This window comes from Flavobacterium sandaracinum (genome assembly GCF_004349135.1).
In the GTDB taxonomy this organism is placed as follows: Bacteria; Bacteroidota; Bacteroidia; order Flavobacteriales; family Flavobacteriaceae; genus Flavobacterium; species Flavobacterium sandaracinum.
On the sequence record NZ_SMFN01000004.1, the window covers coordinates 92184 to 105928 of the forward strand.

11 protein-coding genes are annotated in these 13745 nt (G+C 35.6%); 5 read left to right on the forward strand and 6 right to left on the reverse strand.

What is annotated here, in order from left to right; genetic code table 11:
* Positions 1-40: 40 nt before the first annotated feature.
* From E0F91_RS04870 to E0F91_RS04885, 4 genes are all read right to left on the reverse strand, one after another.
* On the reverse strand, positions 41-2338 hold the full coding sequence (locus tag E0F91_RS04870; protein WP_132065223.1) for a T9SS type A sorting domain-containing protein: 2298 nt from the start codon (positions 2336-2338) through the stop codon (positions 41-43).
* 397 nt (positions 2339-2735) lie between these two features.
* Positions 2736-3974 (reverse strand): 2-oxoglutarate dehydrogenase complex dihydrolipoyllysine-residue succinyltransferase, encoded by a 1239-nt coding sequence (odhB, locus tag E0F91_RS04875; protein ID WP_132065224.1) that lies wholly within the window; start codon positions 3972-3974, stop codon positions 2736-2738.
* A 71-nt stretch (positions 3975-4045) separates the two neighbouring features.
* The gene (locus E0F91_RS04880; RefSeq protein WP_132065225.1) at positions 4046-4639 is read right to left on the reverse strand and encodes a hypothetical protein; all 594 of its coding nucleotides are present in this window, start codon (positions 4637-4639) and stop codon (positions 4046-4048) included.
* A gap of 17 nt (positions 4640-4656) precedes the next feature.
* On the reverse strand, positions 4657-7431 hold the full coding sequence (locus E0F91_RS04885; protein ID WP_132065226.1) for a 2-oxoglutarate dehydrogenase E1 component: 2775 nt from the start codon (positions 7429-7431) through the stop codon (positions 4657-4659).
* A 120-nt stretch (positions 7432-7551) separates the two neighbouring features.
* Here E0F91_RS04885 and E0F91_RS04890 point away from each other — a divergent pair, with 120 nt between their 5' ends.
* A complete protein-coding gene (locus E0F91_RS04890; RefSeq protein ID WP_132065227.1) occupies positions 7552-8094 on the forward strand; it encodes a hypothetical protein in 543 nt (180 codons plus the stop codon).
* Positions 8095-8103: 9 nt separating this feature from the next.
* Positions 8104-9435 (forward strand): alkaline phosphatase D family protein, encoded by a 1332-nt coding sequence (locus E0F91_RS04895; RefSeq protein WP_132065228.1) that lies wholly within the window; start codon positions 8104-8106, stop codon positions 9433-9435.
* Here E0F91_RS04895 and E0F91_RS04900 read toward each other — a convergent pair whose 3' ends face one another.
* Both E0F91_RS04900 and E0F91_RS04905 read right to left on the reverse strand, forming a co-directional pair.
* Positions 9436-9786 (reverse strand): hypothetical protein, encoded by a 351-nt coding sequence (locus E0F91_RS04900; protein ID WP_132065229.1) that lies wholly within the window; start codon positions 9784-9786, stop codon positions 9436-9438.
* 158 nt (positions 9787-9944) lie between these two features.
* Positions 9945-10919, reverse strand: coding sequence for a polyprenyl synthetase family protein (locus E0F91_RS04905; RefSeq protein ID WP_132065230.1), 975 nt, complete (start codon positions 10917-10919; stop codon positions 9945-9947).
* A 213-nt stretch (positions 10920-11132) separates the two neighbouring features.
* Between E0F91_RS04905 and E0F91_RS04910 the strand changes: the two genes are divergently transcribed.
* From E0F91_RS04910 to E0F91_RS04920, 3 genes are all read left to right on the forward strand, one after another.
* Positions 11133-11654: a YceI family protein gene (locus tag E0F91_RS04910; RefSeq protein WP_132065231.1), complete on the forward strand. Its 522-nt coding sequence runs from the start codon at positions 11133-11135 to the stop codon at positions 11652-11654.
* Between the two features lie 151 nt (positions 11655-11805).
* A complete protein-coding gene (locus tag E0F91_RS04915) occupies positions 11806-12402 on the forward strand; it encodes a TetR/AcrR family transcriptional regulator (protein ID WP_073354816.1) in 597 nt (198 codons plus the stop codon).
* A 2-nt stretch (positions 12403-12404) separates the two neighbouring features.
* Positions 12405-13745 carry a TolC family protein gene (locus tag E0F91_RS04920; RefSeq protein WP_132065232.1) on the forward strand — a complete coding sequence of 447 codons (1341 nt, stop codon included), beginning with the start codon at positions 12405-12407 and terminating at the stop codon, positions 13743-13745.

Here is a 13745-nt window from a genome sequence, read left to right on the forward strand (position 1 = left end):
AATCCGACACGCTCTAATTCTACTACAAAGGGCAAAAAACTTATTTTTTAATTATTTTAGTGGTAATTACTTTTCCATCAACATTCGTTTTAACAATATAAACTCCTTTTGAAAGTTCACTAGTTTGAATGGTTGTGGAATTGCTTTTAGGATTTTCAACCAACACTTCTTGTCCTAATATAGTGTAAACCGCTACTTTTTCAATAGTGCTGTTAGCATCTATTGTCAATGTGCTATTAACTGGATTTGGATACATTTTCACATTCGAAGTTTCAAAATCAGCAATTCCTAAAGTTCCCTTATAGAAATAAAAGTTATCCAAATAAACTGTAGTTCCTGCTGGCGTAGATGACAAACTCATTTGAAATACGTTACCAAAGTTTATCCCCGGAAAGTTAGAAGCGTTCAAAATTAGATCAAAACTATTCCAACCTGCCGCAATTGTTAACGTCACTCCAGATTCTACTGGACCAGGATTTATAAGATTAATTTTGACTGAAGTTGCACTTGAAGACCATAAATCAACATGCATTGTAGCCATGTCAGAGAGGTCAAAAACCTCTGCCCCTGGCAAAGTAATTCCCTGATAGTTAAAATTAGTTAATTTTCTAGTGTTATTAGTTGCAATTAGCTCATCAGTAACATCTGTGGACTGACCCCAACATTTACACCAGTCTCCTGCTTTGTACACCGCATAGGCATCGCTATAAATTGACTTTACATCTGCTGCTGTTCTAGCAGGAGGTGTTGGTGCGGCAACTGTTGGAGCTGTTGGAGCAACAACTACCGTGGATTTGTAAAAATAAAAATTATCCAAATAAACTGTAGTTCCTGCTGGCGTAGATGACATACTCATTTGAAATACATTATTAAAGTTGATCCCCGGAAAGTTAGAAGCGTTCAAAATTAGATCAAAACTATTCCAACCTGCTGCAATTGTTAACGTGACTCCAGATTCTACTGGACCAGGATTTATAAGATTAATTTTGACTGAAGTTGCACTTGAAGACCATAAATCAACATGCATTGTAGTCATGTCAGAGAGGTCAAAAACCTCTGCCCCTGGCAAAGTAATTCCCTGATAGTTAAAATTAGTTAATTTTCTAGTGTTATTAGTTGCAATTAGCTCATCAGTAACATCTGTGGACTGACCCCAACATTTACACCAGTCGCCTGCTTTGTACACCGCATAGGCATCGCTATAAATTGACTTTACATCTGCTGCTGTTCTAGCAGGAGGTGTTGGTGCGGCAACTGTTGGAGCTGTTGGAGCAACAACTACAGTGGATTTGTAAAAATAAAAATTATCCAAATAAACTGTAGTTCCTGCTGGCGTAGATGACAAACTCATTTGAAATACATTATTAAAGTTGATCCCCGGAAAATTAGAAGCGTTCAAAATTAGATCAAAACTATTCCAACCTGCTGCAATTGTTAACGTGACTCCAGATTCTACTGGACCAGGATTTATAAGATTAATTTTGACTGAAGTTGCATTTGAAGACCATAAATCAACATGCATTGTAGTCATGTCAGAGAGGTCAAAAACCTCTGCCCCTGGCAAAGTAATTCCCTGATAGTTAAAATTAGTTAATTTTTTAGTGTTATTAGTTGCAATTAGCTCATCAGTAACATCTGTGGACTGACCCCAACATTTACACCAGTCGCCTGCTTTGTACACCGCATAGGCATCGCTATAAAGTGACTTTACATCTGCTGCAGTTCTAGCAGGAGGGGTTGGTGCGGCAACTGTTGGCGCTGTAGCTGCCGTTTTTGCAGAAAAAGTAACATTATCAAAATAACTGGTCGTTTCAGCAGTTCTCGCATTGAAATCTAAAAACAAGATTATTTGGTCAATATTTATGGTTTCAAACAACCCAATTTTTCCAGAAAAATCAAAAGTTAATTCCTCCCACTCATTAATTTTAGTGTTAGCCACTTTGATTTCAGGTTGAGCACCGCCATCTGCTATTGCAAATTTGATGGCCACATCGCTTATAACAGTTTTGTAAACCATTATTTTAATAGTACTATTGGAAGCACTTAAAGTAAAAGTTCCAATACCATTTGCTCCAGAAGCGTGGGCTGTTTCAAATCCGGCGTATGGTGCCGCACCTGAAGCCGTAGTTCCAGCTATAAATTTTCCTACCGTTGCTGAACTATTAATTCCGCCTGGGAATGGATTAGCAACTTTAGAATATCCAGCTCCACTTCCATTTTCAAAAGACGCAAAGGTCCAGGTAGAACCGAACTCTCCGTTCTCAAAGGTTATTGGTGCGTTTTGTGAAAACCCTATTGAAAAAAACAATAGGAAAATGAATAAAGTAATTTTTTTCATAATTTTGAGTTTATAGTTATTCTCAAATTTAAGAATGTATTGCTTTAACCCTTAAATTAATACCTATCAAAAAACTATACAAAAGCAGAAAGAAAAACCATTTCAAAAAACAGGTACAAACACTAGAACATCTGGAACTTAAGCCTGTTTTATAAGCAATTTAGAGAGAGTTTCACTGCTCTTGATTTTAGTAATGTTGTGGTAATGTTATGGTGAATTTTCAACGTATAGTCTAAATTTTTAAATAAAATATAAATTATTATCTAATAAAAAACCATAATCATAAAAAATAACAAAAATAAATACACATTCATAAATTAAAAATTACAACCAAAAAAAATCCCGCCTTGTTATCGAACAAAGCGGGATTAAATAATTATGTGTTTAATAAGTAATACTACAACTCCAATGCTTTTTTAGGATTGTTCTCTAACAGTAATTCCATTGGATTTTCTAAAGCTTCTTTTACAGCGACTAAGAAACCTACGGACTCACGACCGTCGATAATTCTGTGGTCATAAGACAGCGCTACATACATCATTGGGTGAATTTCCACTTTACCGTTTACGGCAATTGGACGCTCAATAATGTTGTGCATTCCCAAAATCCCTGATTGAGGAGGATTGATGATTGGCGTAGACAACATACTTCCAAAAACACCACCATTAGTAATTGTGAAGGTTCCACCAGTCATATCATCTACAGTGATTTGTCCATCACGTGCTTTTAATGCTAATCTTTTAATATCTGCTTCCACTCCACGGAAGGTCAAGTTCTCCGCATTACGAACTACAGGAACCATTAAACCTTTAGGTCCGGAAACCGCAATTGAAATATCACAAAAATCGAATGCAATTTTGTGATCACCATCCATCATAGAGTTTACATCTGGAAATAATTTTAAGGCTCTGGTTACTGCTTTCGTAAAGAAAGACATGTATCCTAAACCTATTCCACCATGTTTAGCCTTGAACGCATCTTTATATTCGTTACGAATCAAATTGATTGGCGTCATGTTTACTTCGTTAAAAGTAGTCAACATCGCTGTTTCGTTTTTAGCGGCAACTAATCTCTCCGCTACTTTACGACGCAGCATAGATAATTTAGTACGCTCCGTCCCACGAGAACCACCTGTAGGCGTTCCCATTGAAGGCACTGCATTTACAGCATCATCTTTAGTGATTCTTCCGTCTTTTCCAGTTCCTGAAAGGGAAGCTGGTGCTATGTTTTTTTCTTCTAATATTTTTCTTGCTGCTGGAGAAGGCGTTCCCGCAGCATAAGTCGCTGCTGGAGCTGCCGCTACCGGAGCCGCTTTTGGTGCTTCTGCTTTTGGCGATTCTGCTTTTGGTGCTTCTGTTTTTGGTGCTTCCGCAACGGCTGCGTCATCTGCGGGTTTGGCTCCGTCCGTATCAATATGGCAAACAACTGCTCCTACTGCTACAGCATCGCCTTCTTCTGCTTTCAAAGTAATGATTCCGCTGGCTTCTGCAGGCAATTCTAATGTTGCTTTATCAGAATCAACCTCAGCAATAGCTTGGTCTTTCTCTACATAATCTCCATCTTTTACCAACCAAGTTGCAATTTCAACTTCTTTTATAGATTCCCCTGGTGATGGGACTTTCATTTCTAAAATCATGTTCTATTATTTTAAATTATGAATTTTAATTTTTACTTCAATTACTTCTGATTTTCTTAAAAGCAATTAAATTATTTTCCTGTTTCTAAATTCGAAACATAATTAGCATTTACTTTCATAGTAGGATAAACTTCTCCTTCTGCCTTTCGTTTATTATATTTCTCTATCGATCGCTTTACTAAATCCTCTTGATCTTTTTTAGCTTCAGCCAAATCATCTTCACTTATTATATATTCTTTAGCTCCTGAAATAGCTTGTAGTATCCCCTCTTTTTTTCTTTCATACTTTTTGATATTCTTATAATTATTAGAATCATTATCAAAAGGCATTAATTTCACACCTGCTTTAAAGGCTCCCATTTGAGGTTCCGAATCAATTATATACACTTTATCCGCTTCTAATTCTGCTTCCAAAAAGTCTGTGTTTTCAGCTTTAGACCAAAACAAATGTGTACCAGGTTCACACTCGTATACCAAGTATTTACCATGATTAAATTTGCCTAGATATTTTTCACCATCAAAATATTTAAAATTGATTAAAAAACCTGTCGCTGATACTCTCGTAAAATACACCAAAGACTTTCCTTGGTTGGGTTTTATTAATTCTTGAGAAAAAGAAGTACTAAAAACTAAACTAAAAAAAAACAAAGCAAAAAATTTCTTCATAATTACAAAAATTGAGTTTATCTATATAAATTTTTATCAAAGACCATGCGCAAAGCATCTGCCTGACGGCGTTTTGCTCTTGTATAACTTCCTGAAGCAGGAGCTGCGTATGCTTTCAACGATGCTAATCTCCATTTTACTAAATCGAAATTCATCAACATGAAACTATAGGCTCCCATATTTTTAGGCTCTTCTTGTGCCCAAACATAATCGTCAGCATTTGGATATTTAGCAATAATATCTTTTAATTGCTCCACAGGCAATGGAAATAATTGTTCGATTCTGACTACCGCTACATCATTTCTACCCAGATTTTCTCTTTCAGCAGTAATATCATAATAAAATTTTCCGGTACAGAAAACTAGTGTTTTTACCCCCTCTTTATTCACCGTAATGTCATCAAAAGTTTCTTGAAAAGTGCCTGACGCAAACTCTTCAACTGTAGAAACTACTCTTGGATCACGCAACAAACTCTTTGGTGTAAATACAATAAGTGGTTTACGGAAAGTTGTTTTCATTTGTCTTCTTAGCAAGTGAAAGAAGTTGGCTGGTGTCGTACAATCCGCAACATACATATTATGTCTAGCACAAAGTTGTAAAAAACGCTCCATTCTACCAGAAGAATGCTCTGCTCCTTGTCCTTCATATCCATGAGGCAACAACAAAACAATTCCGTTCTGGTTGTTCCATTTATCTTCTCCACAAGAGATGTATTGGTCAATCATGATTTGGGCTCCATTACCAAAATCTCCAAACTGAGCTTCCCAAATGGTAAGGGTATTAGGATTGGCCAAGGCATAACCGTAATCAAATCCTAAAACACCATATTCAGATAAAAGTGAATTGAATATATTAAATTTACCCGTTGCACCTTCTAGACTACTAATCAATGTCACTTCCTCTTCTGAATCTTCTACTTTAACAACCGCATGACGGTGAGAAAAGGTACCACGCTCCACATCTTGTCCGGAAATACGAACATCATATCCCTCTTTCAAAAGGGAACCGTAGGCTAAATGTTCGGCCATAGCCCAATCCAACTTGTTCGTTTCGAAAAACATTGTTTTTCTATCATTGATCAGTTTTTGAATTTTACTGATGAATTTTTTATCCGCAGGTAGGTTACAAATAGCATTTGCTACCTCCGTAAGACCTGCTATAGGAAAGGTGGTATCTACTTTTTTTAACATTTCAACATCAGAAACTTGCTCGAAACCTTTCCATTCATTTTTCATGAATGGCGTAATTATAGTTAAATCCTTCTTGCGAGATTCTTCTAAATTCACCTCTAATTTTGATTTATATTCTTGCTCTAATCCTTTTACAAAAGTGTTATCAATTACTCCGTCTGCAAGTAATTTTTCCATGTAAATATCTCTTGGATTTTTATGTTTAGCAATGATTTTATACAATACGGGTTGTGTAAAACGAGGTTCATCCCCTTCGTTGTGCCCGTATTTTCTATACCCTAATAAATCAATAAACACATCGCGACCAAATTCCATTCTGAAATCCAGTGCAAATGACATGGCGTGCACTACTGCTTCAGCGTCATCTGCATTTACGTGAAGTACTGGAGAAAGTGTTACTTTAGCAATATCCGTACAGTAGGTAGATGAACGTGCATCAAGGTAATTTGTGGTAAATCCTACTTGATTATTAATTACAATATGAATGGTACCGCCGGTTTTATAACCGTCTAGTTGCGCCATTTGTACAATTTCATAAAGAATTCCCTGACCTGCAATTGCGGCATCCCCATGAACGGCGATTGGTAATACTTTAGAGAAATCATTTGGGAAATATTTGTCTTGTTTAGCTCTTGTGATTCCTTCAATTACAGCACCTACTGTTTCAAGGTGAGAAGGATTGGGAGCCAAATTAATATTTATTTTTTTACCTGAAGCGGTCACTTTATCAGCCGTTAGCCCTAAGTGGTACTTTACATCCCCATCAAAATATTCTTGATCGTAATCTTTACCGTCAAACTCACCAAAAATATCTTGGGTTGACTTGCCAAAAATATTGGCCAAAACATTCAAACGACCACGGTGTGCCATTCCCATTACAAATTGTTCCACCCCTTTATCGGCTGCTTTTTCTAGTAAAGCGTCTAAAGCGGGAATAATTGACTCTCCACCTTCAAGAGAAAAACGTTTTTGACCCACATATTTTGTGTGTAAAAAGGTTTCAAAAGAAACAGCTTGGTTCAATTTATTCAGGATAGATTTTTTTTCATCTGAAGAAAAATTAGGTTGATTGTCATTGACTCCTAATTTTTTCTGAATCCATTCGACAATTTCTGGCTTACGGATGTACATGTACTCCACCCCAATATGCTGACAATATATAGTTTCAAGGTGCGCTATAATTTCCTGAAGGGTGCACGGTTGTCTGTTAATGGCCTTTGCTGCATCGAATACAGTGCTCAAATCCGCGGAGGAAAGTCCAAAATTAGTGATTTCAAGTGTTGGCGATGTAGTACGTCTTTCTCGAACCGGATTCGTTTTAGTAAACAAATGGCCGCGGGAACGATATCCATCAATCAATTTCAATACATTGAACTCTTTTTGAAGTTTATCAGAGACCAAACTTACATCCGTATTATTAGAGGCAAAATTTGCAATTTGTTCCACTGGGTTTTCCTCATTGTAAGTTGTCATCCCAAAGTCGAAACCTTGAAAAAAACTTCTCCAACTTGGCTCTACGCTATCTGGATTCTCTAAATATTGATCGTATAATTGTGCGAAAAATTCTGTGTGTGCTGCGTTTAAAAATGAAAACCTATCCATAATGTTTAGTGAATATACCTTTTTTGTTAAAATAGTTTCGCAAAAGTACGATAATACAATAAATTTCTAATTTATTTTAAGATACTTTTACATTGAATATTGTTAAAAAACTAGAAACTTATGACAAAGAATTGCTTTTTGAATTATTCCAAATCATTTTTGGTGATAATCACTGTGTTTTTTTCAAGTTGTCTCTTTGCACAACAAAATGACGTGCCAGTACAATTAGAAAATCAGTTCTGGAGAAATGTACAATTTGGAGGCGGTATTGGCTTAGGTTTTGGCTCAGGCTATACGGATATTTCAGTGGCGCCAAGTGTGATTTATAATTTCAATGAATATGTCGCTTTAGGGGTTGGACTACAATATAAATATTTAAAACAAAAGGATTTTTACGCTTCTCATTTATATGGAGGGAGTGCAATAGGTTTTTTTAATCCCCTACCTGAAATCCAACTTTCGGCTGAACTAGAACAATTAAGAGTCAATGTGAATTTAGATGGATCCAACAGTAATTCAGAAAATTACTGGAATACAGCCTTATTTATAGGGGCTGGTTATCGATCTGGAAATGCTACAATTGGCGTCCGCTACAATGTTTTGACAGATAAAAACAATATTTACGGCAGCGCATTTATGCCATTTATCCGATTCTACTTTTAAATACATCCCATGAAAAAAATCATTCTTTTACTATCAATTTTTGTTATAAATTTTTGTTTTGCCCAAAAGTCTATATTACAATCTGGCCCTATGGTTGGCTATTGCGAAATGAAAGAAGCTGTTATTTGGCTTCAAACCACTAAAAATGCCACTATCAAAGTAGACTATTCTACAACTGACAATCCGTCTAAAGTCTTCCATTCTGAGAATTATACCAGTTCAAAAGAGATTGGATATACCTATCATATTATTTTAGACCAATTACAACCAGGCAAAAAATACAATTACACTGTTTTCATAGACAACAAAAAAATAATCTTGCCTTACGAAACTTCTTTTTCATCAAAAAAATTATGGGAATGGCGCGAAGACGCTCCTGATTTTACAGTTGCATTTGGTAGCTGTATGTATATTAACGAACCCGAAGTCGACAGACCGGGAAAACCTTATGGTAGCGGCTACACCATTTTTGAAAGTATCCGTAAAAAAAATCCAGATATCATGATTTGGGGTGGTGACAACACCTATTTAAGGGAATCGGATTGGGACAGTAAAACGGGGATTTATCACAGAAACACTCACTCTAGATCGATTAAGGAAATTCAGCCTTTACTAGCAAAAACTCAAAATTTTGCTATTTGGGACGATCATGATTATGGACCAGACAACAGTGACCGCAGTTTTTATAACAAACAAATTACTCAAAAAGCTTTTAAAGATTTTTGGGCGAATAAATACTACGGAATGAACCCAAATCAAAACGAAGGTGTTTTCTCGACTTTTACTTGGGGAGACGCACAGTTTTTTCTAATTGATGGACGGTTTTTCAGATCACCGGAAGCACGAATTACAGGAGCTAAAACGATGTTAGGTACCACCCAGTTTGAATGGTTGATTGACGCATTGAGCGCATCGGAGGCGAGTTTTAAAATAGTGGTTATTGGAGGCCAAATTTTAAACACCGTACTCGATAGCGAAAACTACAGCCATTTTCCAGAAGAAAAAGAGAAACTACTCCAAGAAATTACAGCCAATAAGATTAAAGGTATTTTCTTTTTAAGTGGGGATAGGCATTTTGCTGAAATGTCAATGCTGCCTAGAAATAATAGTTATCCTATTTATGACTGGACTGTTTCTCCATTAACATCCGGTGTTGCCTCTCAAAAGGTTTTAAAGGAAGATAATAAATACAAAGTTCCAGGAAGCGCCTTTGTACAGCATAATTTTGGCACCATCTCCTTTTTGGGCACCCAAGAAAACCGACAAATGAAACTCACTTTATTTGATGCAAACGGAAGTGAATTGTGGAACAAAACAATCTTAAAAAAGGAGTTGCAATAACTAATACTTATTTCTAAACCATACTTTTTGCCATTCTCTTTTCAAAATCAAAAAGGCAACTTGCTCCGCGAGAATTACTAAATCTGAACCGTCGAGTTTTTTTATTTCTTCTTCGGATACATCTATTATGTAAAGCAAGTTGAGATATTCGGCAAACTTGTATTGTATTAGTCGGTAAATTTTTTCATGCAATTGCAGTTTCAATTCATCTGGAGTACTGCTCAAGGCAAGATCAATTGCTTCATTAGCCAAATTGAAATCCTTGTTTATCTGTTCAATTAATTTCAAGTATAAATTTTCACCAGCTGCTTCGGTAAGTAATAAATCGGTATTTTTTGGAACTATAAACATTTGATTTTTGATTTTTGATTAACGAATTCAGATTTTTGATTTTAATAAACTGCTCTACACGTTTGATTTATTTGAATTATACTGATTTTTGAAATAAACCATTATTTATCCGAAGTAAAACTTCTACAATCAAAAATCGTTAATCTGCAATCAAAAATCTATACTTTCCTTCCCATTAAATTTTCTCCAAAAGCTTTTAGCATTTCCTTTTTATCGGTGCTGATATTCATTTGATCTAAAGTTTGAAAAGCCTTAAATGTAAAATCTTGTATCGCGTCCTGAGTGGCTTTTGAAGCACCAGAACTATTGAAAAGCGCTTTCACACGTTCAATTTTATCCGTGCTGTCTTCAGGTTGAATCGAAAATAATGTTTTCAATTCCTGCGCTTCCATTTCATTTGAAAACGCAACCGCTTTCAGGTACAAATACGTTTTCTTGTTTTCAATAATATCACCACCTACTTGCTTTCCAAAGGTTTCTGGATTACCAAAAGCGTCTAAGAAATCATCCTGCAATTGAAAAGCCAAACCTAAATTGAGACCGAAATCATAGATTAAATTAGCGTTTTCTGCAGAAGTTTCCGCAATAATCGCCCCCATTTTCATGGCTGCTGCCACTAAAACTGCGGTCTTATATTGAATCATTTTCAAATATTCCGCAATAGTTACATCAGTACGCTCTTCAAAATCAACATCCCATTGTTGCCCTTCGCAAACTTCGAGTGCCGTTTTGCTAAATAATTTTGCTAAATCCCTAAATATAAGAGGTTCGTATTGTTCGAAATATTGGTACGCTAAAATTAACATGGCATCCCCGGATAAGATTCCAGTGTTCAAATTCCATTTTTCATGCACGGTTTCCTGTCCTCTACGCAAAGGCGCATCATCCATAATATCATCATGTACCAACGAAAAATTATGAAAAACTTCAACCGCCAGAGCAGCAGGAAGTGCTTTTTTATAATCAGCGTCAAAAACCTCAGCACTCATCAAAGTCAGTACCGGACGCATTCTTTTTCCACCAAGATCTAAAATATAATGTATAGGCTCATATAGATTTCTAGGCTCTTTGGTTTCATATTGTGCGTGTAAATATTCCGACAGAAACTCTTGATACTGATAAATGGTATGCATAAGACAAATTTTTCGGCTAATTTACAGTATTCAATTTGCATTACAAACTCCGTTTTACGATCAAATGTTAAATAAATCAAAATACACAGGAAACTATTTTGGTATTCAAAGTTTCCATTATACATTTGCACTCGAATTTTACCATTCAAATCCTACGATACTTTTTTCAAATGATTGTGAGATCAATTCAATTTTTAATACACCCGACGAATTATGAAAACTAAATGGACCATTGACTCCAACCAATCTGATGTTCTGATTAAAATGAGGCATTCAATACTGGCTTATCTTGCCGGTTCCATAAATACATTCAACGGATACATTGACGTTAAAGACAACGAAATTGAAGATGCTGCTATCGAATTTTCATTGGATGTAAAAAGCAAGGATGCAAAACTGGAACAAATAGACACACATTTAAAAATGAATGACCTTTTTGATGTCAATCAATATCCTATCATTAGTTTTAAATCGACCTCATTCGAAAAAGTAAACAAGAACATCAATTTCTTGAAGGGGAATTTGACCATCAAGAACATCACTAAAATGGTGGAACTAGATGCAGAATTCATTGGGATAAATAATTATAATGGCGATCAAAAAGCAGCATTTGAAATAACTGGTAAAATCAACCGTAAGGATTTTGGACTAACCTTTAACTCCTTCAATCAAAACAGCGGCTTGGCTTTAGGACAAGACATCAAACTAATTGCTAATCTAGAATTTACGGCTTAGCGTAGCTATTTTAAATAAACGTTAAATAACTCTAAAAAAAAGGAAACTATTTTAGTGTTCAAAGTTTCCTTCTTATATTTGCACTCGATATAAATCTGAATTTACAATAGAACTTAATTAAAACGTACTGAAACTATTTCAGCATAAAAAGATGAAAGAAAAAATTATAAATAAAGCGAAAGATATGTTTTTGAGACTGGGTTTCAAAAGCATAACAATGGATGATATTGCCGGTGAAATGTGTATTTCTAAAAAAACAATCTATAAGTATTTTGCCAATAAAGAATTATTGATCCACGAGAGCACACAAGTACTTCACAAGGAAGTTCACGAAATTATAACCGAAATTATTTCTCGAGGTTATAACGCAATTGAGGAAAACTTCCAGATTAGAAAAATGTTTGCTGACATGTTCAAATCTACTGACACCTCTCCTATTTATCAGCTAAAAAAGCATTATCCGGAAGTATACGAAAAGGCTTTAGAGTATCAAGTTCAAGAATGTGAAAGCTGTTTCAAACAAAACATTGAAAAAGGAATTGCTCAAGGCTTGTATAGAAAAGACATCAATATCGACGTCTATGTTAAACTTTATTATGCTTTGATTTTTACCATTAATGAAAATACCCGTTCCGAAAGAGAAGCTGCAGCCTTAGAAATGGAAGCATTAGAATACCACACCCGAGCAATGGCGACAGAAAAGGGAATTGCCGAATTAGAAAAAAACTTACTTAACCCAATTACATAACAATGAAAAAAACAATTCTTTTAATAATATTGTCATTTGCTCTGGGCGCGAATGCACAAGAAGTAAAATCACTTACGCTTAAAGAAGCCATCAACTATGCTTTAGAGAATAAAGCCGATGCCAAAAAAGCAAAACTCAAAGTAGAGAACAGCGAATATCAAATTCAAGAAGTACGTTCTAGAGCGTTGCCTCAAATCTCGGCAAATGGTAATTTGACGTACAATCCTGTAATACAAACAACCGTAATTGATGGAGCAGGATTTGGACAGCCAGGAACGACTATTCAAGCTGCTTTTGGCCAACCTTGGATTTCTACAGCTGGAGTTTCTTTGACTCAAGCAATTTTCGACCAAACGGTTTTCACCGGTTTAAAAGCGGCAAAATCGACCAGAGAATTTTACCAAATCAACGAACAATTAACAGAGGAACAAGTAATTGAGCGCGTAGCCAATAACTATTATCAGGTTTACGTACAAAGACAAAAACTAACGGTTATTGACAGTACTTTTAAAACTACCAATAAAGTTAAAGACATTATCAAAGGGCAATTTGACAACGGATTAGCTAAAAAAATAGACCTAGATCGAATTCTAGTGAAAATTTCAAACATCAGCACGCAGCGCCAGCAAGTATTAAATGCAGTTCAAATTCAAGAAAACGCATTGAAATTTTATATGGGAATGCCTATAGAAACTCAAATCGAGATTCCACAAACTGCATTTGAAGTAGGTCCACAAGCATTGTCTGAAGTTCCAAATACTTCGAACAGATCAGAATTTTTACTATTGAAAAAGCAAGAACAACTTTTGACCTATCAAAAAAAGGCAATCGAAGCAGGTTATTACCCTACTTTATCATTGAGCGCTGGATACAATTACATTGGTCAAGGTCCTAAAATGCCTATTGGCGGAAAACCAGCTGACGGCGTATATTGGTCTGATTTCTCTTCCATTGGTTTGAATTTGAAAGTGCCCATTTTTACTGGATTTGGTACTCGTGCCAAAGTAAGACAAGCTGATATTGATTTGCGCTCGATAAAAGAAGACTTGGTTGACACCAAATTATCGCTTGACCTGGCTTTCGCCAATGCTAAAACGCAAATTGATAATAGCTTAACCACTATTACCAGTCAAAAAGAAAATGCACAACTAGCTAAAGAAGTTTTAGACAATACCAGAAATAATTATGTTCAAGGTCTTGCTTCTTTAACGGACTTATTGGATGCTGAAAACTCTTTGACAGAAGCACAAAACAACTACACATCGGCCATATTAGACTACAAACTGGCAGAAATACAATTAATCAAATCAAAAGGCGAATTAAAAACACTTATAAATAATTAA

Coding starts and splice junctions, on each gene's coding strand:
- E0F91_RS04900 (WP_132065229.1), bottom strand. CDS start 9,786: ATGTTTATAGTTCCAAAAAATACCGATTTATTACTTACCGAAGCAGCT.
- E0F91_RS04880 (WP_132065225.1), bottom strand. CDS start 4,639: ATGAAGAAATTTTTTGCTTTGTTTTTTTTTAGTTTAGTTTTTAGTACT.
- E0F91_RS04920 (WP_132065232.1), top strand. CDS start 12,405: ATGAAAAAAACAATTCTTTTAATAATATTGTCATTTGCTCTGGGCGCG.
- E0F91_RS04905 (WP_132065230.1), bottom strand. CDS start 10,919: ATGCATACCATTTATCAGTATCAAGAGTTTCTGTCGGAATATTTACAC.
- E0F91_RS04895 (WP_132065228.1), top strand. CDS start 8,104: ATGAAAAAAATCATTCTTTTACTATCAATTTTTGTTATAAATTTTTGT.
- E0F91_RS04915 (WP_073354816.1), top strand. CDS start 11,806: ATGAAAGAAAAAATTATAAATAAAGCGAAAGATATGTTTTTGAGACTG.
- E0F91_RS04885 (WP_132065226.1), bottom strand. CDS start 7,431: ATGGATAGGTTTTCATTTTTAAACGCAGCACACACAGAATTTTTCGCA.
- odhB (WP_132065224.1), bottom strand. CDS start 3,974: ATGATTTTAGAAATGAAAGTCCCATCACCAGGGGAATCTATAAAAGAA.
- E0F91_RS04890 (WP_132065227.1), top strand. CDS start 7,552: ATGACAAAGAATTGCTTTTTGAATTATTCCAAATCATTTTTGGTGATA.
- E0F91_RS04870 (WP_132065223.1), bottom strand. CDS start 2,338: ATGAAAAAAATTACTTTATTCATTTTCCTATTGTTTTTTTCAATAGGG.
- E0F91_RS04910 (WP_132065231.1), top strand. CDS start 11,133: ATGAAAACTAAATGGACCATTGACTCCAACCAATCTGATGTTCTGATT.